General features: G+C 62.4%; 24 protein-coding genes and 1 pseudogene. 18 read left to right on the top strand and 7 right to left on the bottom strand.

Features of this window, described 5'->3' with window-relative positions; all coding sequences use genetic code 11:
- Positions 1 to 5: 5 nt before the first annotated feature.
- From ACSQ19_RS19500 to ACSQ19_RS19490, 3 genes are read right to left on the bottom strand one after another with little or no spacing between them, the layout of a single operon-like run.
- On the bottom strand, positions 6 to 1,283 hold the full coding sequence (locus tag ACSQ19_RS19500) for a type IV pilus twitching motility protein PilT (RefSeq protein ID WP_436001360.1): 1,278 nt from the start codon (positions 1,281 to 1,283) through the stop codon (positions 6 to 8).
- Positions 1,193 to 2,011 (bottom strand): type IV secretory system conjugative DNA transfer family protein, encoded by an 819-nt coding sequence (locus tag ACSQ19_RS19495; protein ID WP_436001358.1) that lies wholly within the window; start codon positions 2,009 to 2,011, stop codon positions 1,193 to 1,195. Before ACSQ19_RS19495 ends, ACSQ19_RS19500 begins: the two co-directional genes overlap by 91 nt.
- Positions 1,998 to 2,471, bottom strand: a complete 474-nt coding sequence (locus ACSQ19_RS19490) for a DotD/TraH family lipoprotein (RefSeq protein ID WP_436001356.1) — start codon at positions 2,469 to 2,471, stop codon at positions 1,998 to 2,000. The genes ACSQ19_RS19495 and ACSQ19_RS19490 overlap by 14 nt, the downstream gene beginning before the upstream one ends.
- Before the next feature lie 821 nt (positions 2,472 to 3,292).
- Between ACSQ19_RS19490 and ACSQ19_RS19485 the strand changes: the two genes are divergently transcribed.
- Positions 3,293 to 4,300, top strand: a complete 1,008-nt coding sequence (locus ACSQ19_RS19485; RefSeq protein ID WP_436001354.1) for a hypothetical protein — start codon at positions 3,293 to 3,295, stop codon at positions 4,298 to 4,300.
- Between the two features lie 881 nt (positions 4,301 to 5,181).
- Positions 5,182 to 5,988 carry a ParB/RepB/Spo0J family partition protein gene (locus ACSQ19_RS19480; RefSeq protein WP_436001352.1) on the top strand — a complete coding sequence of 269 codons (807 nt, stop codon included), beginning with the start codon at positions 5,182 to 5,184 and terminating at the stop codon, positions 5,986 to 5,988.
- A gap of 32 nt (positions 5,989 to 6,020) precedes the next feature.
- Here the strand turns inward: ACSQ19_RS19480 and ACSQ19_RS19475 are convergent, their stop codons facing one another.
- Positions 6,021 to 6,395: a hypothetical protein gene (locus ACSQ19_RS19475; RefSeq protein ID WP_436001350.1), complete on the bottom strand. Its 375-nt coding sequence runs from the start codon at positions 6,393 to 6,395 to the stop codon at positions 6,021 to 6,023.
- Positions 6,396 to 7,352: 957 nt separating this feature from the next.
- Between ACSQ19_RS19475 and ACSQ19_RS19470 the strand changes: the two are divergent.
- Both ACSQ19_RS19470 and ACSQ19_RS19465 read left to right on the top strand, forming a co-directional pair.
- A pseudogene (locus ACSQ19_RS19470) lies at positions 7,353 to 7,565 on the top strand (transposase); the annotation flags it as partial.
- 66 nt (positions 7,566 to 7,631) lie between these two features.
- A complete protein-coding gene (locus ACSQ19_RS19465; RefSeq protein WP_436001348.1) occupies positions 7,632 to 7,838 on the top strand; it encodes a hypothetical protein in 207 nt (68 codons plus the stop codon).
- 131 nt (positions 7,839 to 7,969) lie between these two features.
- On the opposite strand, the gene ACSQ19_RS19460 is transcribed toward ACSQ19_RS19465, so the two are convergent.
- Together ACSQ19_RS19460 and ACSQ19_RS19455 are read right to left on the bottom strand one after the other, a co-directional pair.
- Positions 7,970 to 8,365 carry a hypothetical protein gene (locus ACSQ19_RS19460; RefSeq protein WP_436001346.1) on the bottom strand — a complete coding sequence of 132 codons (396 nt, stop codon included), beginning with the start codon at positions 8,363 to 8,365 and terminating at the stop codon, positions 7,970 to 7,972.
- A complete protein-coding gene (locus ACSQ19_RS19455) occupies positions 8,358 to 9,068 on the bottom strand; it encodes an AAA family ATPase (RefSeq protein WP_436001344.1) in 711 nt (236 codons plus the stop codon). The genes ACSQ19_RS19460 and ACSQ19_RS19455 overlap by 8 nt, the downstream gene beginning before the upstream one ends.
- Before the next feature lie 530 nt (positions 9,069 to 9,598).
- On the opposite strand from ACSQ19_RS19455, the gene ACSQ19_RS19450 reads away from it, so the two are divergent.
- From ACSQ19_RS19450 to ACSQ19_RS19390, 13 genes are all read left to right on the top strand, one after another.
- A complete protein-coding gene (locus ACSQ19_RS19450; protein WP_436001342.1) occupies positions 9,599 to 11,095 on the top strand; it encodes a replication initiation protein in 1,497 nt (498 codons plus the stop codon).
- A gap of 284 nt (positions 11,096 to 11,379) precedes the next feature.
- Positions 11,380 to 11,892, top strand: coding sequence for a hypothetical protein (locus ACSQ19_RS19445; RefSeq protein ID WP_436001340.1), 513 nt, complete (start codon positions 11,380 to 11,382; stop codon positions 11,890 to 11,892).
- A gap of 130 nt (positions 11,893 to 12,022) precedes the next feature.
- Positions 12,023 to 12,721: a DotI/IcmL/TraM family protein gene (locus ACSQ19_RS19440; protein WP_436001338.1), complete on the top strand. Its 699-nt coding sequence runs from the start codon at positions 12,023 to 12,025 to the stop codon at positions 12,719 to 12,721.
- 3 nt (positions 12,722 to 12,724) lie between these two features.
- On the top strand, positions 12,725 to 13,690 hold the full coding sequence (locus tag ACSQ19_RS19435) for a DotH/IcmK family type IV secretion protein (RefSeq protein WP_436001336.1): 966 nt from the start codon (positions 12,725 to 12,727) through the stop codon (positions 13,688 to 13,690).
- A gap of 9 nt (positions 13,691 to 13,699) precedes the next feature.
- On the top strand, positions 13,700 to 14,917 hold the full coding sequence (locus ACSQ19_RS19430) for a DotG/IcmE/VirB10 family protein (RefSeq protein WP_436001334.1): 1,218 nt from the start codon (positions 13,700 to 13,702) through the stop codon (positions 14,915 to 14,917).
- Positions 14,918 to 14,936: 19 nt separating this feature from the next.
- On the top strand, positions 14,937 to 15,947 hold the full coding sequence (locus ACSQ19_RS19425; RefSeq protein ID WP_436001332.1) for a hypothetical protein: 1,011 nt from the start codon (positions 14,937 to 14,939) through the stop codon (positions 15,945 to 15,947).
- An 11-nt stretch (positions 15,948 to 15,958) separates the two neighbouring features.
- Positions 15,959 to 16,498: a hypothetical protein gene (locus ACSQ19_RS19420; RefSeq protein ID WP_436001330.1), complete on the top strand. Its 540-nt coding sequence runs from the start codon at positions 15,959 to 15,961 to the stop codon at positions 16,496 to 16,498.
- A 40-nt stretch (positions 16,499 to 16,538) separates the two neighbouring features.
- Positions 16,539 to 16,928 carry a hypothetical protein gene (locus tag ACSQ19_RS19415; protein ID WP_436001328.1) on the top strand — a complete coding sequence of 130 codons (390 nt, stop codon included), beginning with the start codon at positions 16,539 to 16,541 and terminating at the stop codon, positions 16,926 to 16,928.
- Between the two features lie 12 nt (positions 16,929 to 16,940).
- A complete protein-coding gene (locus ACSQ19_RS19410; protein ID WP_436001326.1) occupies positions 16,941 to 17,657 on the top strand; it encodes an HNH endonuclease in 717 nt (238 codons plus the stop codon).
- A gap of 62 nt (positions 17,658 to 17,719) precedes the next feature.
- Positions 17,720 to 18,904: a hypothetical protein gene (locus tag ACSQ19_RS19405; protein ID WP_436001324.1), complete on the top strand. Its 1,185-nt coding sequence runs from the start codon at positions 17,720 to 17,722 to the stop codon at positions 18,902 to 18,904.
- Positions 18,897 to 19,142 carry a hypothetical protein gene (locus tag ACSQ19_RS19400; protein WP_436001322.1) on the top strand — a complete coding sequence of 82 codons (246 nt, stop codon included), beginning with the start codon at positions 18,897 to 18,899 and terminating at the stop codon, positions 19,140 to 19,142. The genes ACSQ19_RS19405 and ACSQ19_RS19400 overlap by 8 nt, the downstream gene beginning before the upstream one ends.
- A 19-nt stretch (positions 19,143 to 19,161) precedes the next feature.
- Entirely contained in the window at positions 19,162 to 22,239 is a 3,078-nt protein-coding gene (locus ACSQ19_RS19395) for a type IV secretion protein IcmB (RefSeq protein WP_436001320.1), read from the top strand.
- Positions 22,240 to 22,243: 4 nt separating this feature from the next.
- Positions 22,244 to 22,795, top strand: coding sequence for a hypothetical protein (locus tag ACSQ19_RS19390; RefSeq protein WP_436001318.1), 552 nt, complete (start codon positions 22,244 to 22,246; stop codon positions 22,793 to 22,795).
- Here the strand turns inward: ACSQ19_RS19390 and ACSQ19_RS19385 are convergent, their stop codons facing one another.
- The gene (locus ACSQ19_RS19385; RefSeq protein WP_436001316.1) at positions 22,796 to 23,263 is read right to left on the bottom strand and encodes an HNH endonuclease signature motif containing protein; all 468 of its coding nucleotides are present in this window, start codon (positions 23,261 to 23,263) and stop codon (positions 22,796 to 22,798) included.
- A gap of 45 nt (positions 23,264 to 23,308) precedes the next feature.
- Between ACSQ19_RS19385 and ACSQ19_RS19380 the strand changes: the two genes are divergently transcribed.
- Positions 23,309 to 23,965 carry a hypothetical protein gene (locus tag ACSQ19_RS19380; protein WP_436001314.1) on the top strand — a complete coding sequence of 219 codons (657 nt, stop codon included), beginning with the start codon at positions 23,309 to 23,311 and terminating at the stop codon, positions 23,963 to 23,965.
- Positions 23,966 to 23,967: the final 2 nt, after the last annotated feature.

Here is a 23,967-nt window from a genome sequence, read left to right as displayed (position 1 = left end):
AGTGATTAGGCCGCGACATGAAGTTCCCTCTCGACAGCTTGCAGGCGCACGCGTTCGCCCTCCGAATCTTTCCGCATGAATTCCGCTTGCATCTCATCGATCCTGCCGGCCTCGGCCAGCCTGATCGCATGCCTCCACATCGGAACGCCGTGGGTGTCGACGATGTCGTTGGCCACGGCAGGAAGGGTGCTGACATCGCGCGAAGCGGCATCAAGCAACTTGCGCCGAATGGTTTTGTCCAGGATCAAGGTCTCCCGGACCGCCACACGCTTACCGTCCAGAGATGGAAGTAGCTTCTGGCAAACGATCAGGCGACACGCCTCGATCAGGCTGCCCAGCTCGGAGGCCATTTCGTTGGACGGTAGCGACTGCATCATTCGCAGGAACGTGCCGCCTACCGTGTTGGCGTGCACGGTGGTGTACAGCGCATGGCCCGTCTGCGCGGCCAGGTTCGAGGCCTTGATCGTCGCCGCATCGCGCGACTCACCGATGATGATGCGGTCGGGGTCGCAGCGCAGGAAGTTGGTGACCGCCACGGCGAAGGACGGAAGGTTCTGCGGCACGTTCGACTGCGTGATCGTTGAGGTGCAGTTCGGGTTTGCCAGCACCTTGTTGTAGATGAACTCCACCGGCGCAGACGCTTCCATGATGTTCTCGTGCGCGTCAGGGTCTTCCAGCTTGTTGCGGATGACACCTGCCATCAGCGTGCTCTTGCCGGAGCCGGTGGCACCGCACACCAGCACCATGCCCTCATCCGGGTATAGCGCATCGACGATGTCCGACCCGAGCTCTTCGGCCGGCAGTTGCGGCGGCATGTCGGGCAACTCGCGAAGCGTGATCTTGATGCCTTGGGCCCCACGCACTTCGCAGCCGGTTGCGTTCCAGCGGAAGCGCAGGTTGCTGTCGCGATCTATCTTCAGGGTGTAGGCGTTGTCCAGCGGCTTGCCGGAGCGGATCTCCATCTCACCGTTGTCGCCACCGTAGAGCACGCGGACCATGTCGGCGAGCTCAGCGTCATCGAGCTTGCGGCGGCTGCCGTACTGGACAGACCCATGGATGCGGAATTGCACCCGCGCATGGGACTGTAGATGGATGTCCGACGCGCCTACCGTCTTGGCATGGACGAGAAGCGCATTGAACTCATCCCGCCCGAACCGCACGGGCTCGTAAGCCAGCAGGAATGGGTTCTCGCTCACGGCAGCGCCTCGGGACTCGACGCTTCTTCCGCCGGCGGCGGGATTGGACGATCGCTCTGCCCCGTGGGCAGGATCGGCGCCGTCCACCGCTCGTAGCGGGTCTCCAGCTGCGGCTTGGCCGTGATGCGCAAGACGCGATCGTTGATCGCGATCTTGTTCCCATCGCCCGTCACGCCCAGGCGCGACTCGGCGACGAAGGGCTTGCTGACCATGTTGCGGTAGAGCAGGTGCCGGTACAGCACCATGCCCTTGTAGTCCCGGTCCAGCCGGGAGAGCTCGGCGGCGAACACCATGTCCGCCTGCTGCTGGCCAACTCCCCAACCGACTTTGACCTGGGCATCCCAGAACTTGCGCTCGGCGTCGTTGCGCGGCTGCATGACCGGGTCCGGCTTGAAGGTCACCGTCGCCTTGGCCGTGCCTCGCATCAGGTATTCACGCCAGCTCGGCGCGGTGGTGCTGAAGCGTGCTTGCGTGATGATCTCGTAGGTCGTGTCGGCCAGGCGGAGCGTGTCCCCACCCTCGGCATAGACCGTATCGCGTGCCTCGACCAGGACCGGCGGGACGACGTTCCGGTCCAACAGCAGGCCAGTGAAGTTGTAGACCTGGTCCAGGCGGCCGGCCTGGTTCTTCAAGGTGGCTTCGATCTCGAAGGTCCGACGCTGGTAGCCAGCCTGGGTCCCCACCTGCAGGGCGACGGTCTTCAGTGCGCTGAGGCGGATGTCGGTCACCTGCCCCTCCACCCGCTGCTCGATGACCACGCTGTCCCGACCGGAGAGCACCTGCTCCAGGGTCGGGGGAACGTCAGAGGCCCACATCGTTGTAGCTCAGCTCGACGACCTTCTTGGCCGGGTAGACCACCACGTCCGCTCGGCTTCCTGCCTGGTAGCCGACGTTGCGCAGATGGTCCGAAACGCTGGCCGGCTCGGTGCCGATCCGGACCAGCACCGGAATGACCGGTGCGCGACCAAGGATCTTCGGGGTGTACCCCGCCTCCTTGGCCAGCTTCCGGACCGCGGCCTCGATCGGGCCATCCCACGGGATGGACACCATCTGCAGCATGTCGGGCACCTGGGTGTACGCCTTCGGCTGGTCGGGCATCTGGCGCAGTCGGTCGTACTGCTCCACTTCGGCCAGCCTTACCAGCGACTGGCTGATGTCGGTGGCCGAGCGTTCGATCGCCTGGGTCGTGCTGTCCACCGGTGCAGGGCCGGTCGGCTTGGTCGTGGCGCAGCCGGCCATCAGGCCGATCAGTCCGCAGAGTAGGAGTGCTTTCATCGCCGTCTCGTTCAGGATGCAGGTTAACGACACGATCCGCTGACCGTGGCCTGTGCATATCCTATAACGAAAGTTGGTAAAGATTCTATGACTAGCTATTGTCAGCCAACCAGACCAAACCCGCTCTCAGGCGTGGACATCGCTTGCGCGACCTGGGCACAGGCTGATGGACAACGCCGTGGACTGGCACGCAGCCCACCGGTTGCCCACGAACCTGCACCCGCTTGCCCACCCCACGCGGGTTCGCCGCACTCGCCCTATATATATAAGGTGTCTCCAAATCCGGAGCTCAGGGTCACCGAAGGGCGGAATCCACGCCCTGCCCTACTTCGCACAGCGTGCTGATTCACGCTCCCCACAACCGCAACACATCAGGGCCGCGGCCCCACGCGGCTGCGCTCACCCACCACCCCATGCGGCAACTATGCAGAACGCACTGCTGCGACTTTGCTGATCGGGCCACCCGAGGCCTGGCATCCACACGCGATCGCTCGCAGTCGCTTCGCCCTCACGTCCCAATTTTTGGGGCATTACGATTCGCCAGGGCAGCCGCGTCCGTTGCAGCGCATCCGCTCCCCTCGCACTTCGATCCCAAATACTGGGGCGCTACTTCACAGTAAGTAACAGCATCCAACAGCATTTCATTTGGTGTCACCTGCTGTTGGCGACCTCGCCGCGTTTTCCAAACACCCCCGTTCGGTGGCCAAACACTGTTAACCGCCAGAGCACCCCCGACGATTGTGATATCCAACCACTCCAAAAAGCATTAGTGATGCAGATAAGATCTGTATCACTAATGTACAGATGGCCAAACACCCAGCATGTCTGCCACCCAGCGCACCCGAACTGCGAAAACCGAACACTTCTACGCCATCACGTACACGGCACTTCGTGCACAAGCAGCAGCAGACCTCGGCGCACAATCACCCGAATTCGTTGCCCCAACACGACTTGTTGAGCACCTGATAGGGCGTAAGAGCCAACTAGCCAAGAAAACCTGGCAAACATACAAAGCAGCCATCCGCGCCCAGTTCGAGCGCTTACTGGCCGAGGGAGGTACGACCGAGGCGCCGATCACCCTGCAGGACAGCCAGGAGATCCACTATGCGCTCCAGCTACTCGCTGATGAGGGCCAGAAAGAGGCCCTGCGTCGAACAAACAACACCTCTGCCCTCAAGGCCAAGCACATCGCTGTCGACGACTTCCAGGCGATCTGCGCTCACCTGGAGGACCTGATCGAGGGCAAGACGGTCCGCCGCGGCCCGAAGTCCAACCTGGCCCGTGCCCTGCTCGTGTGGTGCAAGGCATCGGATCTGACCGGCGTGCGCCCCTCAGAGTGGATCAGCGCCGATCTGGTGGAGGTCAACGGCATCCAGGCGCTGAAGGTGCGCAACGCCAAGAACAGCCAAGGACGCGCCAACGGCGAGTTCCGCCACCTGGACCTGTCCAAGCTCAAGGCGGACGAGATGGAAGCCATCGAGCAGCAGCTGGAGCTCATCGACGGCCACCGGGACCCCGAGTCCTTCACGGCGCTGCAGCTGAACATGCGGCTGTTCTTCCACCGGGTGACCCGGCGCGTACTGGGCAAGCGCGATCGGTACCCCTCCCTGTACACGTTCCGGCACCAGTTCAGCGCCGATGCCAAGAGCTCGGGCAAGGGCCGGCGCGAGGTCGCGGCCTTGATGGGGCACGGCTCGGACGCCACTGCCGGCAGGAGCTACGCAAAGTCCAAGTACGGCCGCGGCAAGGTACGTGTAGAGCCCGTAGCCGCTGAAGTTGCCACGGTACGGCTCAAGGCCAAGCAAGCGCCGCTTCGCAATCCAGATTGAAGCAACAGCACATGCTGTTACCTAACAGCATCTAACACCAGCCGCCAAGCGCAGCGCCCCAGAAATTGGGACCGAAGGGCTGGCCGACCCACACGCCCCGATCCGGACGGATGGGGGTTGCTGGATACGATGGCCATGGGTTCAACGGCCACTGGTCGTAGCGCCAGGCCCGCGACACTGCGCCGACCCTTCCCTTCGTGAACCCCGCTGTCGCGTAGGTCCTGGCGCTCTCCAGGTCGGCTAGAACCAGTTCAACAGCACATAACAGCATGTAACAGCAGCCTGCGGGGATAATGCCCCCGTTTATGGGATCGAAGGGCGCCGCCGCAGGCATTTCATGGCGGGACGGTCTCTGCCCGTGGCAGAGCGGTTCAACGGCCTTCCGATTCCTGGTGATCGCCGATCGCTGCTTGCAACCGACCAGCCATCGTTCTCGACCGGCCGCGCGATGCCATATCGGCATCTCTCTGCAGGCGCGGAATGCTGTAACAGCATGTAACAGCATTTCTTGATGGTAACGCCCCAACTTATGGGACCGGAGGGCCATTCTGCATCGTCGCGTTCCGGGGGGGCCTTGGACACGTGCACGTCCCTACGGGGCAGGAGGTTGGCGCCGAGTGCTCGCGGTCTATGACCCCTAGCTCAGGTCGCTGGCAGCCGGTGAGTGGGCTGCAGATCGGACTTGAGCAACAGCATGTAACAGCATGTGCTGTTGTTAGACCACCCTTGGTGCCCCACTTTATGGGACGTAAGGGCCTACAAGCAACGATTTCACGAGCGAAACGCCCCCTCGGGACTCTCTTTTCTTGCCACGTGGCAAGAGGTTGTAGCGCCACGGTCGGCCTGGTGGTACTCTCCTTGCCACGTGGCAAGGAATGGACATGGCAAAAATCCGCAAACCCAGCCCCCTACCCGTCGAGCTCATCCAGCTCCCGGCCGGCGCTTCGGACGCGCCCGGTTATCCTGGCAACAGCGCCCAGGTAGTGGTCCGGCAGGTTGGCGAGGATGCCTGGGAGCTCGTATGGGGCCGTGCGGGCCTCCTGCGCCCCTCGGGCGGCAAGGTGAGCGCCTGGGTCGTCCAGTGCGCGCCAGAGGCCGCCAGCGAGCTCCTGAGCAGCGACGTCGCCCTTCCCCACCCCTGGCATGCCCTGGTAGGCCTGTGCGCGGCTCTGAGAGCCCTGCAGCTGCCCAACCATGCCGTCGCTGCCCTGCTCGATGTGACGCCCGCGGAGGTCAGCCGTCTCACCAAGATGCGAGACGCCTGCTCTACCCTGCAGGACGCGGTGGCGGCCGGCTCGATCTCTCCTGGCCATGCCCGCCTGCTGGCGATGCTCCCGATCGCCGATCAACCGCATTGGACGCGCAAGGCTGTCGCTCACGGCTGGTCAGTGCGGCAGCTGGAGGGCGCACTGAGCGACGAACGGGCCGGCGTGGTCCGGCGGGAGGCGCCCGACACAGCGAGCTTCCTGACGCGACTGGGCGAGGTCCTGGGGACCCGGGCGGTGCTGGAGGGTGGTCAGCTGAGGCTGGCGTGCTTCAGCGTTGAGGAAGCCAAGGGCCTGATGGAGCGCCTGGCGCAGGGTCCCGAAGTGCAGGAGACAGCGGCGAAGGCGCCCATGTGGCTATGCGTGCCGGCGACCAACAACGACCAGCTCTACGCGCTCACCGGCCATCTGATTTCCGAGTAACAGCATGTAACAGCATTTGATGCTGAATGCTGTTACGCGTGGCACCCCAAGCCCATGGCTACGCTTAGCTCCGGGGTCTCTTCCACGCGGATGCTTCGCGACTTCTGGATCAGCTCAGCGATCGAGGCACCCAGCAGCACCTCAACCAGCTCAGCCGGCACGGCCTTCTGCTGGACCACACGTCCGTCCCTGACCTTCTTGGCTACGAAGGCCGACGTCCCTGCCCCGACCCCGCTAAGGGCCTCGAACTCGACGTCCATCCGGACCAGGTCCTGGAAGCCCCGCATTCCCAGGCCGAGCTCACGACGTCCCACCTGGTCGTCAAAGGCCAGGGAGATGAAGCCGGGGAAGGAAAGCGTCTCGTGGTTCATTGATACGCGCGTCGGGCTGGATCGTTCGTCGTTCATTCTACCCTACCTGCATTTACCATCAAGCAACAGCATGTAACAGCATTTGATGTGACGTAACAGCAGTTGATTGTAGGGAAATGCCCCACCGTATGGGATACCCAAGCGGTTAACACCGGCATTCAGGGTTCAACTTCCGGCTTTTCCGGCCGTTACTGGACCCACGAGATGCCTGGATGGCTGATCGCCCCCAATTTTGGGGGCAATTCACGCCACGAGCTAGTGTTATCTGCTGTGACATGCTGTTACATGCTGTTACATGCTGTTAGGCAAGGACCCTTCGCATCCTGCTCTCTCCGAGCCTCGCCCGCCAGGGGCACTCTACAGTCCCAAATTTTGGGGCATTACAGCGCATCACCAACAGCACATGCTGTTACATGCTGTTAGCTTGCGACGCGGCGTGCGGGAATTCGCCGGAACGACGGCGCCGGTGATCGCGGGCATGCCTCTGCCCCTCGCTCCAGATCCCACCCACTGGGGCGCTGCGCCGTTGGCTTAACACTAAATGCTGTTAGATGCTGTTGCATGCTGTTAGTGGCCTCCAGGTCCGCGGCGGCAACGGCTCCACGGAGGCCCTACGGCTGGACCAACAGCAAATGCTGTCACTTGCTGTGACTCGACAGCATTTGAAATGCAATGCTGTTACATGCTGTTAACCGCGCCAGTTGTCGCCAACGCGGATCGCTCACGATCACACCCGCAGCCAGCGGCGTGCCTGACCTGGCCAGAACCTCAACACGGCCCAACCACCAACAGCATCTACTGTTACATGCTGTTGCACCCAACGGTGGCCATCTGATCACCAGGCGCAGGCATACTACGAGGGAAGCGAAAGCAACTAACAGCATTCGATATTAAATGCTGTCACATGCTGTCACATGCTGTTAGTTGCTGTTGCTTGGAGCGGTCTGGCATGAAAAAGGGCGCCCGGATGAACTGACCCCCGGAAGTTGGAAATCCCGTAAGGGCAATTGCCTGGACAACGCCGCCATGGAGAGCTTCTTCGCAACCCTCAAGACCGAGCTGTTCCACTTGAAGCAGTTCACCAGCGTGGAGCAACTGCGCAAGGAGGTGGCTGAATACATTCACTACTACAACAACGACCGTATCATGCTGAAACTCAACGGCTTGAGCCCTGTGCAGTATCGGCTCCGCCCATTGGCGGCCTAAAGATCGGAGGTAACAATGTGGCCTAAAGATGTTCGGGCTGAACGTCGCATGCTCACGGGTGGCGGAGTGGCTTACACCCTGTATCACGCGACCGTTGGCGAACTGGGCCAGATCCTACTGCAGCCGCTCTCGACAGGGGGCTGTCAGATGACCTGCGAGGTCCTTAACCTGCCCGATGGCCTAAACGAAGAAAGGACGAAGCTGCTGAAGCCACTGGAAGAACAGCTGCTGTCGGCTTTGTCTCCGCCATTGTCGGCAAAACGTTCAAAATAAGAAAGCCGAGCCCAGCTAGTACCGGGCCCGGCCTAGGTGACGCAAGCGGTAAACCGAGCCGTCCAATATTTGGGGGTCAGTTCACGGAGGCGCCCTCTATCAACCGCACTCAAAAAACCTTTATATATAGGTCACGCTTGGGACTGCGATCGCGGGACGGCGTGGGGCAGGGTGAAGACAGGCTTCTCACCCAGCATCGGAGTGAGGTCGCGCTCCAGCTTCTCGTGCAGTGCCTGCAGGATGTACTGGTGGATCGAGCGAGCGCCCGGCACGTTGTCGACAGCCCAACGCGTGGTGACCTGCTCCATTTCCGTGAGGCGGAGCTGGTGCTGCGAACTGCGGATCTTGTTGTCCTTGCCCTCCCAAGGGAGGCGCACGTCATCGACGCTTGCTTCTTCCACGGGCGGGGCAGGGGAGGCAGATGGCGCGTCGGAGATCGTGCTGCGAGCAGCGCCCTTGATGAAGGACTCCGCGCCAGGCGGCAGATCGTCGGGCGCACCGCGCAGGGCAGGTGAGGGCTTAGCCATTGGGGAATACCTCCGCGTACAGTTGGAACATTTCTTCCTTGGCCTTCGGGTCGTCCCATTCGATAATCCCCTTGCCGGCAGTGGCAGCGGACTTGAACGAACGACGCTCCTTGAGTTCGGTGTTCATGATGTTGGACAGGTTCGGATAGCTCCTGGCCAGCTCGACCGCTTCTTCGCTATCTCGCGAGCGGTGGTTCGTTGGGGCTCGATTGATCAAGGTCCGCACATCCAACGGTCGCTTGCCCCCCCCCACCCGGATGTCGTTCACATCTTTGATCAGCTTGTCGACTTTCTTCAGCGTCCACATGTCGAAGGATGAGGGCTGGACAGGCACGATCATGATGTCAGCCACGATCATTGCCGACCGCAGCTCGCCCGAGTCGCGGCCACCCGCATCGACTACCAGGTAGTCGTATCGCTTTCGCAAGCTCTGCAGCTCGCCCGCCACTCCATCGCCTTGCTTTTGCATCGAGTCGATACGCGGCTCGACCTGGCTCACTTCGCGGAAGTATAGAAACGTGGTTGAGGTGGGCTGGATATCCGTATCGACCAGCAGCACGTCCTTCCCAGCACGCTTGAGGCAGATCGCGAGGTTCACTGCCAACGTGGTCTTACCGGTGCCACCTTTTTCGCCGCCCACCAGAATGATGCGTGGCTCCACGTATTCCGTGGCCTCGATAGGCGAGGGCTCCTGGTGCTCCATAGATTGCTCCTTTAAGTAACAGCACATGGTGTTGGGTAACATCACATCATTCGATGTCACATGCTGTCAAGTGCTGTTACTTGCTGTTACTTCGTAGCCGTAATGCCCCAGCTTATGGGAGCGCATCGGCCTAAGCCCCTGTTTCGGTGGCGAAATAAGGGCGCATACTCGGTTGGTAGAGGCTAGAACCCCTTCATGTAGTGGTCGGAACTGGGCTTGGCCCCAATTTTTGGGGCAGTTAGCGGATTCTCATCCCAAATTTGGGGGCATTACGCCCCATTTATGGGGGCATTAGAGGCCGATCCCGTCCCACAAATTGGGGCAGGTCATCCCAAATTCTGGGGCAAGTGATGCGTGTTTCCCCTTTTGTAACAAGGACTTGCGGGGCCCGTAACGCTTTTAAACTCTTGTATCTATAACTAAACAGCAAACAGGCTCCCTCGACGCGAAAGGTCTACCGAGTTGCCAAGCCCTCTGTTTGTCTGTTTTCATTTCTTTCACTTTCGTTAGAGCAAAACCCCGAGACCGACATGACTCAGCAGATGCGGCGAGGACTCGCAAAGCTCAGGGATCACGATCGGTACTCGCGTCGCCAGGCCGTGGCCAACGACGCGCAGCAGGGTGAATTGCTCGGCTTCGGCGGCTCTGAGCTATCGCCGATGTCCTCGCGCTTGCCGAGCGTTACGCTCAAGAAGCCAGGGCAGGGCGTCAGCATCAGCAACGTCCTGAGCGCCCAGCAACGCAAGGTCTGGAATGTCCTGCTGCTCAACGCATACGAGGAACTTCCCGACAAAGACGTGAAGATCCATCGCATGCCGCTGGCGGATCTGCAGCTGCTGATCGGCTTCAACTCCAACAACAGCAAGCAGCTGAAGGACGCCATTCGCGCCCTGATGATGATCACGCTCGAATGGAACATCATCGAAGAGCGTGGGTTGGAGGCGTGGGAAGCGACAACGGCACTGTCGAGCGTCCAGTTCCGCGATGGCATCTGCTTTTACGAGTTCTCGCACCTGTTGCGCGATCGGCTCTACCATCCCGAGCGATTCGCCAACCTGGACCTGATGGAGATGCGCGAGCTCTCCCTCACCTCCGCGGTGGCCCTGTACGAGAACGCTGCCCGGTATCGCACTCTGGGTGCTACGCCCTGGTTCTCCGTAGAGACGTGGCGAAACCTACTTGGCGCGCACTCCCCGACGTACTCAGACTTCCGCCGCTTCCGCGAGAAGTTCATCGAACCAGCCACCGCGCAGCTGGCAGAGCTGACGAGCTTGAATCCCAAGCTGGAAGTTCGCACGCAGCAACGCAAGACAGTGGCAATGCGGTTCCTGATGGATGAGTCGGCGACCGCCGGCAACTCCACCGAAAAGGCCGATGGCCAGATCGGTGTCGAGGCAGGGCAGGGCGAGCGCCAGCCGGCAGACCTTTCCGCGGTCGAGCAGCGAATGATCGACGAGATGCTGCTCACACCGGAGCAGGCCTCGGCATGCCTGGCCAAGCACGGTTTCAATCATGTCGAAGCTGTCCTGGACTACGTCGCCAAGCGGTTCAAGGCTGGCCAAGTGGACCCCAACCGCGTAGCAGGCTATTTCCTGAAGACAGTGCGCACGTACACCGCGCCCAAGACCTCGACGCTGGTCAACCAGTCGGCGCAGCCGGCAGGCAAAGCGAAGGCCGACCCAGACCAGGTACTTGCCGATCGAATCGCGGCATTCAGCCCGGTGGTGCGCAACATTTCCCAGCGCTACTTCGATGCGCTGGACGCAGACGAGCAGGCTCGCGTCAAAGCGGCTTTCTCCGAACACCTGAAGCGCGAATCCAACCCGATGCTCCGTACCTGGCAGGTCACCCCTCAGCACGTTGCTTGCCAAGCGCTGTTCAGGAACTTCATCGTCGATTTCCAGCTACCGGTCTCCCGGGCTGACCTTCAGGATCAGTACCTGATGGCGACGGTCTCCGACGAGCAGTTCATCGAGGCGATCCTGGCAGAGCTTCAGGAAGCCGCAGCACCGGCGCCAACGCCGTAAGGTTTTCCCCTACCGTTCGGGTATCTCGCCGAACTTTCGTTTGCGTATCCTGACAGAGCTGCGGCATACTGCCCTCCAACCCTCTGGAGGTTCAGGTCATGCAAGCCCAGTCGCTGCCGCTGTTTCCCGTCAAGCAGACCCGAGCCGGCGTGCAAATCGGCGCCATGGCCGTGGCTGCAGCTGCCGGTGCCAAGGCCCCCCGCCTGGAGCTGGCGGATCTTCCCTCGCCCCCGGCCTCGGCGCCGCGTCCGCGCTAACCCATTCGATAGGGCAGGGTGACCGCCATGGACATGCAGGTCGGCAGCGAATTCCAGGTGTTCTCGTTCACCGGCGTGGTGGACGGGCAAGACGCTTTCAGTGTGAAGGCCGGTTACGCGCGTGCGCAAACGCATGAGCAGGTTATCGATGCGATGGCCTCTTACGGCTTTTCCGTCCAGGCCATCAGTGGTCTGGACGAGATCCAGGAGACGTTGGAAGTCCTGGAGCTGATCGCGGTGCGTAGCAGTGAAGTGCCCGAGACGGACTTCATCAATCTGCTGCCAGGTCGCGATCGCCACTTCGTTGGGGAAGAGGTATACGCCATCAGCGGTGTATACGCCGACCAGCAGGGTGGGCCTGTCTCGGGCTTTGCCGTCGCCGGCACGGAAAAAGAGCTGTATGCCTCGCTGGAGGCGCTTGGCCTTCGCATTACCTCCCATCTCTCGCTCGCTCAGGCGCGATCGAAGGTGGCCGAGATGGTCGCCCTGAACTGTGGCGATGAAGATCTGATCGATCTGGAAGGCGAGCTGGCGCACTGACGCCAGAGCTCCGCCTCAACCCGCTGTAACCCTTTCACTACCGCTTCTCGGGCGCCGTTGCGTCCGAGTATGTGGTCGTGTATTGTTCGCCTAGCAACTTACTACAACGAAAGTTAGCGGGGAAACTCAAATGTCAGTTAGCACCAGCAACACCCAAGGTGAGATCGATCCGAGGGTGCTGGAGAAGATGCGCATGGCGGGCATCGCCTTGAGCGCGGCGGAGATCGCCAAAGCCGCCTTCTACAAGAAGAACTTCGGCCGATTGATCACTGTCGTGTTGGTGCTGCTGCTGATCATGGCTGCCTTGGCTGGCGTGATCGCGTACCAAGGTGTGCTGCTGGCGCAGGGCAAGCGCGAATATTTCACCATCGACACTAACGGCCGAATCGCTCCGATTCTCGCCGTGTCCGATCCGGTGGTAACGCAAGGCCAGCTGCTTGAGCGCTTCAAGGTCTGCGTCAGCCAAGCCAACGACTACAACTTCGTCGACTACCAGAAGCGCCTTGCCGAGGCGCAGGAGTGCTTCACCGACGCAGGCTGGGAGCAGTTCGCAGAAGCGCTGACCCGATCTGGTGCTCTGACGCAGGTCCGTGAGCGCCGCCTGATCGTGAGCTCAGTTGCCACGGGCCCTGCCATCGTCATTCGCCAGGGCAAGCGCAACGGCGTGTACACGTGGGAAGTGCAGATGCCCATCCAGCTCACCTATCAGGGTGGTCCGGACGGCAAGAGCAATACCGCCCAGCGTCACCTCGTGACCGCCCTGTTGCAGCGAACCAACGAGAACAGGTTCTCCGTGGGCATCGCGCAGTACGTGGTCAAGGAGGAATAAGTCATGCGTCCGAGCCTGCTCGCGATCGTTTCCCTCGCACTCGCCCTGCCTTCGGTGGCTGCGGCGCAGGCGATCCCCACCCCTGGCAGTGCAGCGCCCGCGCCACAGGCGGCCGTTGCTGCACAAGCCTCAGTCCCCCCGGCCCCGGTACCGGCTGCAGAAATTCCCCCTCTGCCGCCGTTGCCGGAGGTCGGTCAAGAATCCTTCAAGCGTCTGTCCAACGAGTCCGCACCGCTCACGCCGCAGCAGATTCGTGAAATGGCGCGGATGATGGAGCAGGCCGAGCGTGCAGCGGCGGAACAACCGCGATACACGCCCAAGGCCGTGTCGTCCTCCGTGGTCGCCAACCTGGCGCCGGGTGCGACGCCGCCGGTTGTGCGCTTGTTCGCCAACCATGTGACCACCGTGGTGTTCATGGACCAGCTCGGCAACCCGCTGAGCATCCGAGCGGTTGATCTGGGCGCGCCGGAAGGATTCAGCCTCACGCACTCGGCACAGGAAGACGGGACCACCAGTTTCGTTTCGCTATCGCCCAAGTCGCTTTATGCCAGCGGGAACATCGTGGTGGCGCTCGAAGGCGTCAGCGCTCCCGTCGCCCTGACTCTCATCTCGGGTCAGCGAGAAGTGGACTACCGCGTCGATGTCCGCGTTCGCGGTGTGACTGCCAAGGGCGTGGTGCAGGCGTCAGGCCTGCCGGGCAACGTCGGCAACGAAACAATGTCGATGCTCGGCGGCTTCACGCCCGAAGGTTCCAAGGCGCTTCGCACCAGCAGTGATGCGGTGCAGGCCTGGTCCATGGGCGATCGGTTTTACGTCCGCACGCCGGCATCTTCCACGCTGCTCTCCCCGGCGCACCTGGAAATGGTCAAGGCGCCCGATGGATCTGCCGTCTACGTCATCCCACCCACGCCCGTACTGATGCTGCTTGCCGGCAATGACACGGCCAGCGTCACGATCACCGGCTACTGAGGCATCTGCATGAGCACGTCGAAAGCCTCCAATGTGAAGTCTGCGATGTCCAATCCGCGGACTCGCACGATATTCCTGGGCACCATCATCGGCGTCATCGTGATGGTGGTCGTCCTGGGCATGATTCTTTCAGGCTCCGGTGAAAGTAAGGACCCCGCACTGGCAAGCGAGGTGTCGGCTGCGCCCGAAGTGCAGGGTTCGTTCGAGACTGCTGGCGAGTCGACGGCCGAGTACGACGCGCTGCTCGCTGCTAGCAACAAAGAGAGCGCCGAGAACGCGCTGGCTGATGGAACCAGCTCGATCCCCGTGCCGCGAGGCACTGTTGAGCAGTCGCTGATCGATCCGGCAGTAGAGCCGACCACCCCCGGTATGGCAGCAGCGCCGGCTGCGGCCGTACAGCCGGTCGTCGTGCCCCCGCCGATGAATCCCGCCGATGACCCGGCCTACCAAGCGAGCCTGGCGGCGAACGAACAGGCGATTCTGGCCCGCCAAACCGCAATGAAGGCGCAAGCCACGAGGCTGGAGAGCTATTGGAGGTTCCAGTCGCATCAGCAGACGCTCATTGCGCGTGAGCGCGTTGCTACGCAGGGCGATGGTAGTTCGGCTGCCAATGATCCTGCCCAGTACCAGGCCGCCCTGGCAGCCGCTGACACGAGTGCTGCTGACGTCCGGGCAGGGGATCAGCTGTACGCCACCCTGGACACAGCCATCAATTCTGACGAGGCAGGCCCGGTCATCGCGACCGTCCGCCAGCCTGGTCCGTTCCAAGGTGCTCGCCTGATCGGGCAGATGAGCATGGGGCAGGACGCAAAAGCAGTCGGCGTCCAGTTCACGGCGATGGCGGTGCCTGGCGAGAAGGCCACACGCTCCATCAACGCGTGGGCCGTCGATCCGAACAAGGACAATCGGGCGGCGCTGGCCACCGACGTGGACAACCACTATCTGTCCAACGGCGCGAAGATCTTCATCGGTTCGTTCCTCGCTGGCTACTCCGATGGTCTTCTCCGCGGCGGCCAGAATGAGAGCGTCGTCTCCAACGGCACTACCACGGTCGTCCAAAAGGACGCCTACACCGACCGCCAACTGATCGAGATCGGTGTGGGCAACGTAGGCCGCACCGTAAGCCAGAACCTATCCCAAGGCAGCACGCGCCGACGCACGGTCAAGGTCGCGGCTGGCATCGACATTGGTGTTCTTTTCCTTCAAGACGCGGCCCCGCAGCGCTGAGGCCCAGGAGATCTATTGCATGTCCACGCTCGACCAAGACGATGTCTTCGCTGATGGCCCCGGTGACGAAACCGACACCGCGTCTGCCTTCAACCATGTGAACACTGCGTCTGCCGCCCCAAGCAAGCCCAAGGGCAAGACCATCGCCGGCATGAGCATCGGCATGTGGGCAATGATGCTGGGCGTGACGCTGTTCATGGGCTACTTCGTGATGCGCACGTTCACCGGTGGTGGCGGCGGCGATGAAGCGCAGATGGAAGGCATGGCCGATTCTTCGATGTCGCTCGAAGCGGTGGAACCCACGCCTGAGCAGGCCGCCGAGACCGAGGCACCGGAGCAAGCTGGCGCCGAAACGGCCCCGCCGGCATTCGTTGCCCCGCCTGCTATCGATCCGACCATGCAAGCGGTCACCAACCCCGACGCCGCGCAGCTTGCGGTACAGCCCGCGGCAGTCCCCGCCATCGCTGCACCTGTGGCCACGCCGGCCCAAGATCCCCTGGCTGCCGCTCGCCAGGCGCGTTTGCCTCAAGAGGCTGTCACGCCGCAGCCTGCGGTGCAGATGAGCGCTCCCGTAGCGCCGGCGATCGCCGTGCCCGCGCAAGCAGCATCGCCCACGGTTGCACCTGTCGCGGCCGCGAACGCGGCGTCACAGGCGGAGCTGGCCCAGCTGCGCGCCCAGGTCCAGTCGCTGCAGGCCGAGGTGGCCAGCTTGAAGTCGCAGAAGCCGGCGACTGTGGCAAGTGCGCCGCGTGCAGCGCGTGCCGCCTCAGCGAAGCCGCGCACCAGCACTGCCGCATCGTCGAAGCCAACGCGTCAGACGCCGCCTTCGACGGCATCTGCGAAGCCTGCTGCGCCGGTCGCCGGCGTCAGCCTGCGTGCGGTGGTGGGTGATACCGCGTGGGTGCAGACGACCGCCGGCGAGAGCATCCAGGTGCGCAACGGCGACGTGATCCCGGGTGTTGGCACGGTGAAAGGCATCAATGCCGAGAGCGCGCAAGTGCAGCTCGATGACGGCCGCGTCTTGAAGTAACGGAGCAGATCATGTCCGCAGCGACCACCATGACGCAGAACCTTGTCGAGTTGGTGCCGATCGGCATCGACGCGCTCAATGTCTTCGCCTCCGTCGTAGCCGTCGCACTGGTGATCCACTCCGGCTCTCGACTGGTGTTCAACGCCAAGTATGGTGAGAAAGACGGTAGTAGTGAGCTCCGTAAGCCGCTCATGTACTTCGTCGCCGGAATTCTCCTTTGGAACCTGGGCGCATCAGCGACAACGCTTCTACAGACAATCTACGGTGATTCGACCACAACGCAGAACCTGATTGGCTACACGCCCTCAAGCAACATGACATCTGAGGGCACAGCCATGATCAAAGCCATGGTCATGGGCCTTCGACTGATCGGCTACTTCTTCCTGGTATCGGGCTTGGCGGCGCTCCGGCACGCCGGCTCCCCTTCGCAAGGTGGCAACAGCCCCTTCCAGACCTCTCTCTGGCGAATCCTCGGTGGAGTCGCCGCCATCAACATCGTCGCAACGGTGAACCTCATTTCGAGCTTCATCGGCTTCGGCAATGTGCTGTAACCCTCGCAATCCAACCACCCTTTAGGGAGCTAAGAGCAGTATGAGCAGCATCAAAAAAGTCGCCCGGAAGGGCAGCAAGCGTGTTTCGGCCCTGATGACGGGCCTGATCCTGATCGCCATCAGCGCCAGTGCAAGCGCCGAAGGCTTGCCCGCCATCCTCAAGCGCCTTACCGGCCTGGGCCAGGACAGTGTGAACCTAATCCAGATGGGCGGTGTCGTGCTCGGCATGGCGTTGGTTGTCGGTGGCCTGTTCGGCTTCTACAGCGACGCGAAGAAGGAAGGCAACGGCCCGATCAATAAGAAGGTCGCGACCATCATGGTCCTGGTCGGCTGCACCCTCACCGCGCTGTCCTCGGTCCTGACCACCGGTTCGGATACCGTCTGGGGCGACGGCAAGGCTGACCGCGGCAAGATCACGGTCCCGCAGTAATCGGGGTAGCTCGTGACCATCTCGCTTCCCCTGTCCGTTACCCGCAACGTTCGTCGCGCTCCCCGACTCGGTCACACCCGAGCCGGGGAGGGTGATGATGCGTTGAGGAAGAGCGTTCTCGGTCAGGGGCGCTTCAACAATCGCTGCTTCGCCTGCGCGTTTCAGTTTGGAAGTTGGGATGGCTTCGAGCTCCACCATCTGGATGGCGATCATGGCAACAGCACCAGCGAGAATCTGGTGCCGATCTGCTTCATGTGCCATTGGCCGCTTCATCTGGATCTGACGCTGCGCGAGCTCTCGCCAAATCCGGGCAGGATCATCTATCTGCCCGAACTACAGCAGGCAGAGCTCAACCAGCTGCTCTACGCCATTGGCGCGCATGGCTATACCAACAGCCAGCACGCTGAGCCGAAGGCCGGGGAGACTGACAAGAGCGATCGCTCGGCATGGTCGGTCTACTCCAGGTTGGAGGCGCGAGCGGAAGCGGTTGAGAAAGCCAACGGCAAGACGGTGCGACCTGGCCTTTCCCAGCTGCACGCGATGGTGCGCCTGCTGCAGGACGTGGGTGACGATCGATACGCCAGCCGTGATGTGTGGCTGGCCGGCTGCCGGTACCTGCCTCCGCTCTCGGAGGTCATCAAGCGCGCTGCTGACTGGAGCACCAAAGGAGCAGCGTTCTCGAACCTGCCCGTTGCATCCTGGAAGTCGATCGCCGGGGTGGCCGCGTAATGGGCTTGAAGCGATGCGGTGTCGTCCGATTCGATAATCAGGACCCTCACCAGGGTGGTTGGATGTCGATCGACGGCGGGCCCGCACGTCGCATCAACGGCGTGGCCGCGCTGGACAACGAAACGCTGTGGTGGACCAATCTGGAGTTCACCGCGCTCTACAACACAAACCTGCATCGCACCTCTTACATCAAGCGCACGACCTACCTGACGTCCTGGAACACGACTGGCAGCTTCATCGGTCAGGACGAGATCGGACTGGGGTGGGGTCTGCTTTCGCGTGTATTCCCGGAGCAGCAGATCACCGAGGCTTTGTCGCAGGTTTTCAGCAGGGTCATGGAGTTCTGCCGACAGACGTACGGCCTGGACATCACCCAAGCCGTTCCTCAGCTGGATAACCTTGCCGACGAGCTGCGTGCCCGCATGCTGCCGCACATGGATGCCCACCTGACGCCCGAGGTGGACGCCGCTCTGGGCGCAGCCCATCAGGCCTACGCATACTGCTGGACGCCGCGGATCGCGGAAGAAGACGTCGTGCATGTGCAGTTCGTTGCGCCGCCAGTGGCGTATGCCCGCTTCATGCTGGACATGCCTGTGCCGGCCGAGCAGTTCGACTTCTATTCCAGCGCCCAACTCCCCACGCACGACCGGCTCGACTGGGTGCTGAACCAACAGCGGCCGGTACTGGCGAGCGTGAGGGTGTCCAACGTCAACCCTGACTACGCCAGCATCATCGCCTACGGCAACGGAGCCCGAGGCGGCGGCAATCGCCGCTGGGCGACGCATCCGGAGCTGTTGCTACTGGCCCGATACGCAGAGGTAGAGATCGACTCTCTCTTCCTGTTCGGTGCCTACGAATACCTGCCTGCAGGTCTGCAAGTGCCGCGCTTCACCACGCTGCAGGCGATGACCCCAACGGCAGAGATCGTGGCGAGCAACCATTGGATCGGGCTGAGTCGCGAAAATCCCTTCAACCTGGAAAAGCTGCGCGACCCGAGCCAGCGGGCGCTCTCGCCGCGTGCGGTGTGGCTCAACGCCACCGACCGATTCCAGATGTACACCTACGCGATTCAGCTCTATCGCAGCGGCATCAGCGTACGCCGCTACGGCGCCGGCCGCGTGACGGCGATCGTACCCAAGTTCAACTACCGGCCGACCTACGAGATTGCGTCCTCGATCGGTCTGCTCGCCCCGCCAACGGTCTCCACCGACGTGGCCATCCAGGACGAGATCCAGCGCTATGCATGACTCTCAGATCCACATGGTGGAAGTCACGTTGCGTGATTGCCGGAACATCGGCGTGATCATGGCAATGGATCGCCTGGTCGCGCTCCCGCAGAACGTGGACCAGATGCAGGAGGCCATGGCCGACATGCAGATCGTGCGCGAATTCGCGACCGAGCGCGTGCCCCCGGCGCTACGGGGAGTCGCAAAGAACGTGTTCATGGAACACGCCAATTTCCTGATCAACCATTTGAAGCCGTAAAGGAATCCACGCCGTGAACATGATCCTCATCCTGGTGATTGCCCTGGTAGGTCTGGTGGCCTTCCTTGCCTATATGGGGCCCAATCGCATCATCGACGGCATCGAAGGGCTCTGGAAGCAGATCGACCGTGGCCTGAAGAAGTCGCTTGGCGACTACATCGAGATCGAGAACGTGGATCTGGGTGACGACTACACCTTCGTAATGAAGGATGGCTCGCTCATGACCCTGATCATGCACGACGGCTGCATGACGATCGTGGGCAGCGAGGAATTCGAGCGTGCCAACAACGCACTCAACCAATCTCTGGGCGCATTCCTGGGTAGTGGCGGGCACGCGGCGCAGTTCGTCTTCACGGTGGACCCGGACCTGACCGAGCGCCTGGTGCGGGAGGCACAGAAGCCCTCGCGTGATACGGCGAACCGGTTGGAGCTCAACCTGGAGGACATGTTCGAGGAAGACCTGCAGAGCTTCAAGGCGAGTTCGAGCAGCGAGAACTGCATGCTGGCCCTGTTCACCCGCGTTTCTGCCCTCAGCGTCGCCGAGCGCAAGCAGGAGAGCGAAACCCGCAAGGAGATCTTCGACGCGCAGCCCATGCCGCGGTCATCCGACTCCCCGGCCATGTTCAAGGCGCTGCGGGCCCTGCGACCGCGTCACGAGTCCTATGTGAAAGCCGTGCTGGCGGTGCTGCAGGAGCAGAAGATGGCCTGTCGTCGACTGCCGGTCCACGAAGCGAGCCGGGAGATCCGTCGCGCGATCGACCCTTCCTTCACCGCTGAAGACTGGCGGCCGTGCCTGCTCGGTGACAAGTTGCCGCGCCGTGACTACCGCCGCGACCCTGAAGACATGGCCGGTGGCTTGTGGCCAGCGCTGGGCCCGCAATTGGCGCCGCGTGATGCCGAAGAGGTTGGACTGCGGTACGTGAAGATCGGGGATCGCATCTACGCCCCGATGCACATCCGCCTGGCGCCGCAGGACATCCAGGTATTTCAGCGCCTGTTTGCCAAGACGGTGGGGGAGCAGTTGCCGTGGCGCTTCTCTCTGGTGGTGGAGTCCTCTGGCTCGCCTGTATGGGACTACAAGAACCTGGTGACCCTGCTCGCAGGCTGGACCAACAGCACGAACCTGCAGATCCGCCAAGCCATCGAGTACGTGCGTCAACGCAAGCGCGACAGTCATGGCATTGAAGTCCGCCTTCGCATTGACCTGGCGACCTGGGCCCCGGCCGATGACATGAAGCTGCTGGAGCGCCGCGCCTCGCTGCTGGCGCGCCACGTCCAGTCCTGGGGTAACCCAGAGCTGCAGATGGTCTCCGGCGATCCTGTGCAGAGCCTGATCGCGGGCGGTATCGGCGCGAGCCTCAGCAGCCCCGCCACGCCCTCACTGGCACTGCTGGAAGACGTAAGCCACTTCTTCCCCATCTACCGTCCCAGTTCCCCGTGGAAGCAGGGTGCGCTGATGCTGCGCAGCCCTGATGGCAAGCCATGGCCATATCAGCCGCACTCGCCGCTGCAGACCAGCAGTATCACGGTCGGCTATGCGGAGCCGCGAAGCGGCAAGTCGGTTCTGGCCAATGCAGTGAACCTGGCGCTATGCCTGTCCCCGGGTATCACCCGTCTGCCGCTGCTGGCCATCATCGACGTCGGGCGCTCCAGTGCTGGCCTTATCTCGCTGCTGGAGCACGCGCTGCCTCCCTCTAAGAAGCACCTGGTCGCCTCGATCCGGATGAAGATGAGCCAGGAGCACGCCATCAACCCGTTCGACACGCAGCTCGGCATGCGATCTCCACTGGAGACCGAGCGTGCTGCGATGCTCAACTTCATGCTGACGCTGGTGACGCCGCCAGGCCAGGCAGTTACCGACCCCGCAATGGCGGGTCTGTGCCGAATGGCGATCGACACCGCGTTCGCCAAGTACGGTGATGGTGCCCAAGGTACGGCAGCCAAGCACTACTCCAGCCACATGGACGGAGCGGCTGCGGTCGACGCCGCGATTGCCCAGTACGGCCTGCATACCGATGACAACACCACCTGGTGGGAGATCACAGACGAGCTGTTCCGGAATGGCGCCATTCACGAAGCACACCTTGCCCAGCGCTTCGCCGTCCCGCTGCTCCAGGACGTGGCAGTTGTCACGCGCGAGCCGCAGTTCCAGGACATGTACGGCGAGAAGCGCTCGGGTGATGGGGATGAGCCCTTGCTCGCCGCCTTCAGCCGACTGATCAGCGACGCGTTGCGCGCGTACCCGATTCTGTCTCGCCCGACCAAGTTCGACTTGGGCCAGGCACGCGTTGTCTCGCTCGATCTGGCTGATGTGGCCAAGTCCGGTAGCGCGGCGGCAGACCACCAGACCGCGGTGTGCTACATGCTGGCGCGCCACGCCACAGCCCGAAACTTCTACCTGCACGAAGATGACGTCGTGCAGTTCCCGCAGATGTACCGTGCGTACCACGACCGTCGAATCCGCGAGATTCGCGAGGACAAGAAGCTGATCCAGTACGACGAGTTCCATCGCACCAAGAAGGTACGCAGCGTGCAGGAACAGGTGATCGCCGACATGCGCGAAGGTGGCAAGTACGGTGTGGCCATCACGTTGCTCAGCCAGGCCATCGGCGACTTCAGCGAAGACATGCTCAGCTTCGCGACCACGAAGTTCATTCTCTCCAAGGCCAACGAAGCGACGGTCAAGGAAATGGATGCCATCTTCGGCCTGTCCGACACCGTGCGTTGGAATGTGCGCAACGCGATCCGCCCGCCGGGTCCGCGCGGCTCCACCTTCGTCGGTATCTTCGACGTCAAGGAAGGCCAGTGTGCGCAGGCGCTGAACAACTCCATGGGCGGTATCCGACTGTGGGCGTTCTCGACAACGAATGAGGATGCTTACGTACGCGACACGCTCTATGCCCGGATCGGCCCCGAGAATGCGCGCCGCTTGCTTGCCCAGCGGTACCCGAAGGGTTCGGTGCTCGATGAGGTCGAGCGCCGGAAGAACGCGCTCGATGCCGATGATGGCGAAAGCATCCTGCAGGGCCTGATCGATGACCTCATTCGCGCCCATGAATCCACGTACCTGGCCCATGCCGCGAAGGAGGCGGCGTAACACCATGAAGAATTCGCTTCGAGTTGTGCCCCTGTCGTTGGGAGTCGTACTGGTCGCTGGCCTGCTGACGGGAACTGCAATCGCGCGGCCGCCCCTGACCGGCTTCGGTGCGACCCAGCCTGCCACCGAGGCCGTGACCACGAAGCCGGCGCCGGCGCAGCCGGCACGGTATGCACCGGCGCTACCGCCGGCGGCATCGGTCCCCGGGACCCTGTACGTACCGCCCGAGGCTGCGTACCGCCTGAATGAGAGTGACGCGCAGTTCGTCGCTCGCCAGACGGTGAGGCAGGAAGAGCTGAAGCGTGAGCAGGCCAAGCTGCTCCAGGACCACGCAGCGGCCATGCGAGCGCTCTCGCAGGTCACGGCGGGGCGCCCGCGCACCGCGGAGGATGACCAGGCGGCGGCTCAGTACCAGCAATTCACGCGGGATGCGGCGCAGGAGGCGGAGCTGATGCGGACGCGTGCGCCAGGCTATCGTCATCCGGGGACCGGCACAGCACCGGTATCCGGTGGTGGCGGCGCCCGTGACAACGGAGTGCCGCAGCAGCAGCGATAGCTAGATCTCCTGGTGGTTGGCGTCCAGACGGACGCCATACCGCCGGGTGAGCAGGGAGAGGTCCAGCTGCCATTCGTGGGTGGACCGCCGCTTGTGCACCTGCATGGCAGCAGCGACGTGCCTCAGACCTTGATCGGGAGTCCAGTTGTTGAACTGGCAGAGCCATGCCAGGGCGTCCCGGGTCCGGTTCTGGGCCATCGCCAGCCCGAAATGCTTGACCCGATGGCAGTCCGGGCACAGGGGAACGAGGCCGGTCAGGGTCTGCACCAGGCGGCGGTCGTCGTACTCCCAGACCTCGTGGCACTCCACGGGGTGATTGGCGCCAGCACGCCGACAGATCTGGCAACGCCAGTCAGCCGGCAGGGCGACCTCGCGCTTGATGCGATCCCAAGTCTTGGGGCGGACGTTGGAGCGCACGTTGAAACGCCACATCGACTGCGGGACCAGCTCGACTGTCAGGATTTCCACTACGGGCGCTCGCTTGTGTATTTCCGCATATTAAAGCAAACTGTGATGAATACTCTAACGAAAGTCAGCCGGAAAACTAAGACGATGCGCGCCAGGAAGTCAGATCCAGCACCAGCCGATCCGCGCCTTGCGCGGCTGGCTGATTGGCTGGGCGTGGCGATTGACGGGCAGAGCCGCCGAGGGGTGACGAAGCAGCAGATAGCTGGCGACCATGGGACCCATGGAAGCAACTTGAGCGCCTTCGTGACGAGCAAGGGCAGGGTTCGCAACGTCAAAGTGGTAACGGTGGAGGCAATCCTTCTTGACCTTGGGTTGCACCGCAACGGCGTGCTGACCCACGGCATCCATCGGTGGGATCTGCTCGATAGCAAAGACATCGCTTCCGGATTGGGCGATCTTCTGAAAACCAACTCCGACCCCGGCGCCGACGAGCATCAGCAGCCGCATCTGCTGCAGCTGCCGGTGGAAGTACCTTCGATCGCATTCGTTCTGCTGCGCCCCTCGCCGGACACGATCTTGCTCGCCCGCGTGAACGGATCGGACGCTCCGGCGATCGAGGAATCGCTCGGCCGCTCACTGATCCGTCGCTCGCTCGATGTCTCAGACACGTCGGAAGTGCAATCGTGCTTTCTGCTGCAGGAACACGAGTGGCTGATCCCGCGTTCCATCACCCGAATCATGAATTGGCCCCTGCAGGGCTGACC

It is taken from the genome of Pseudoxanthomonas sp. LjRoot127 (assembly GCF_964253495.1).
Classification (GTDB): Bacteria; Pseudomonadota; Gammaproteobacteria; order Xanthomonadales; family Xanthomonadaceae; genus Pseudoxanthomonas_A.
This window is presented reverse-complemented; position numbering and strand designations above follow the sequence as displayed.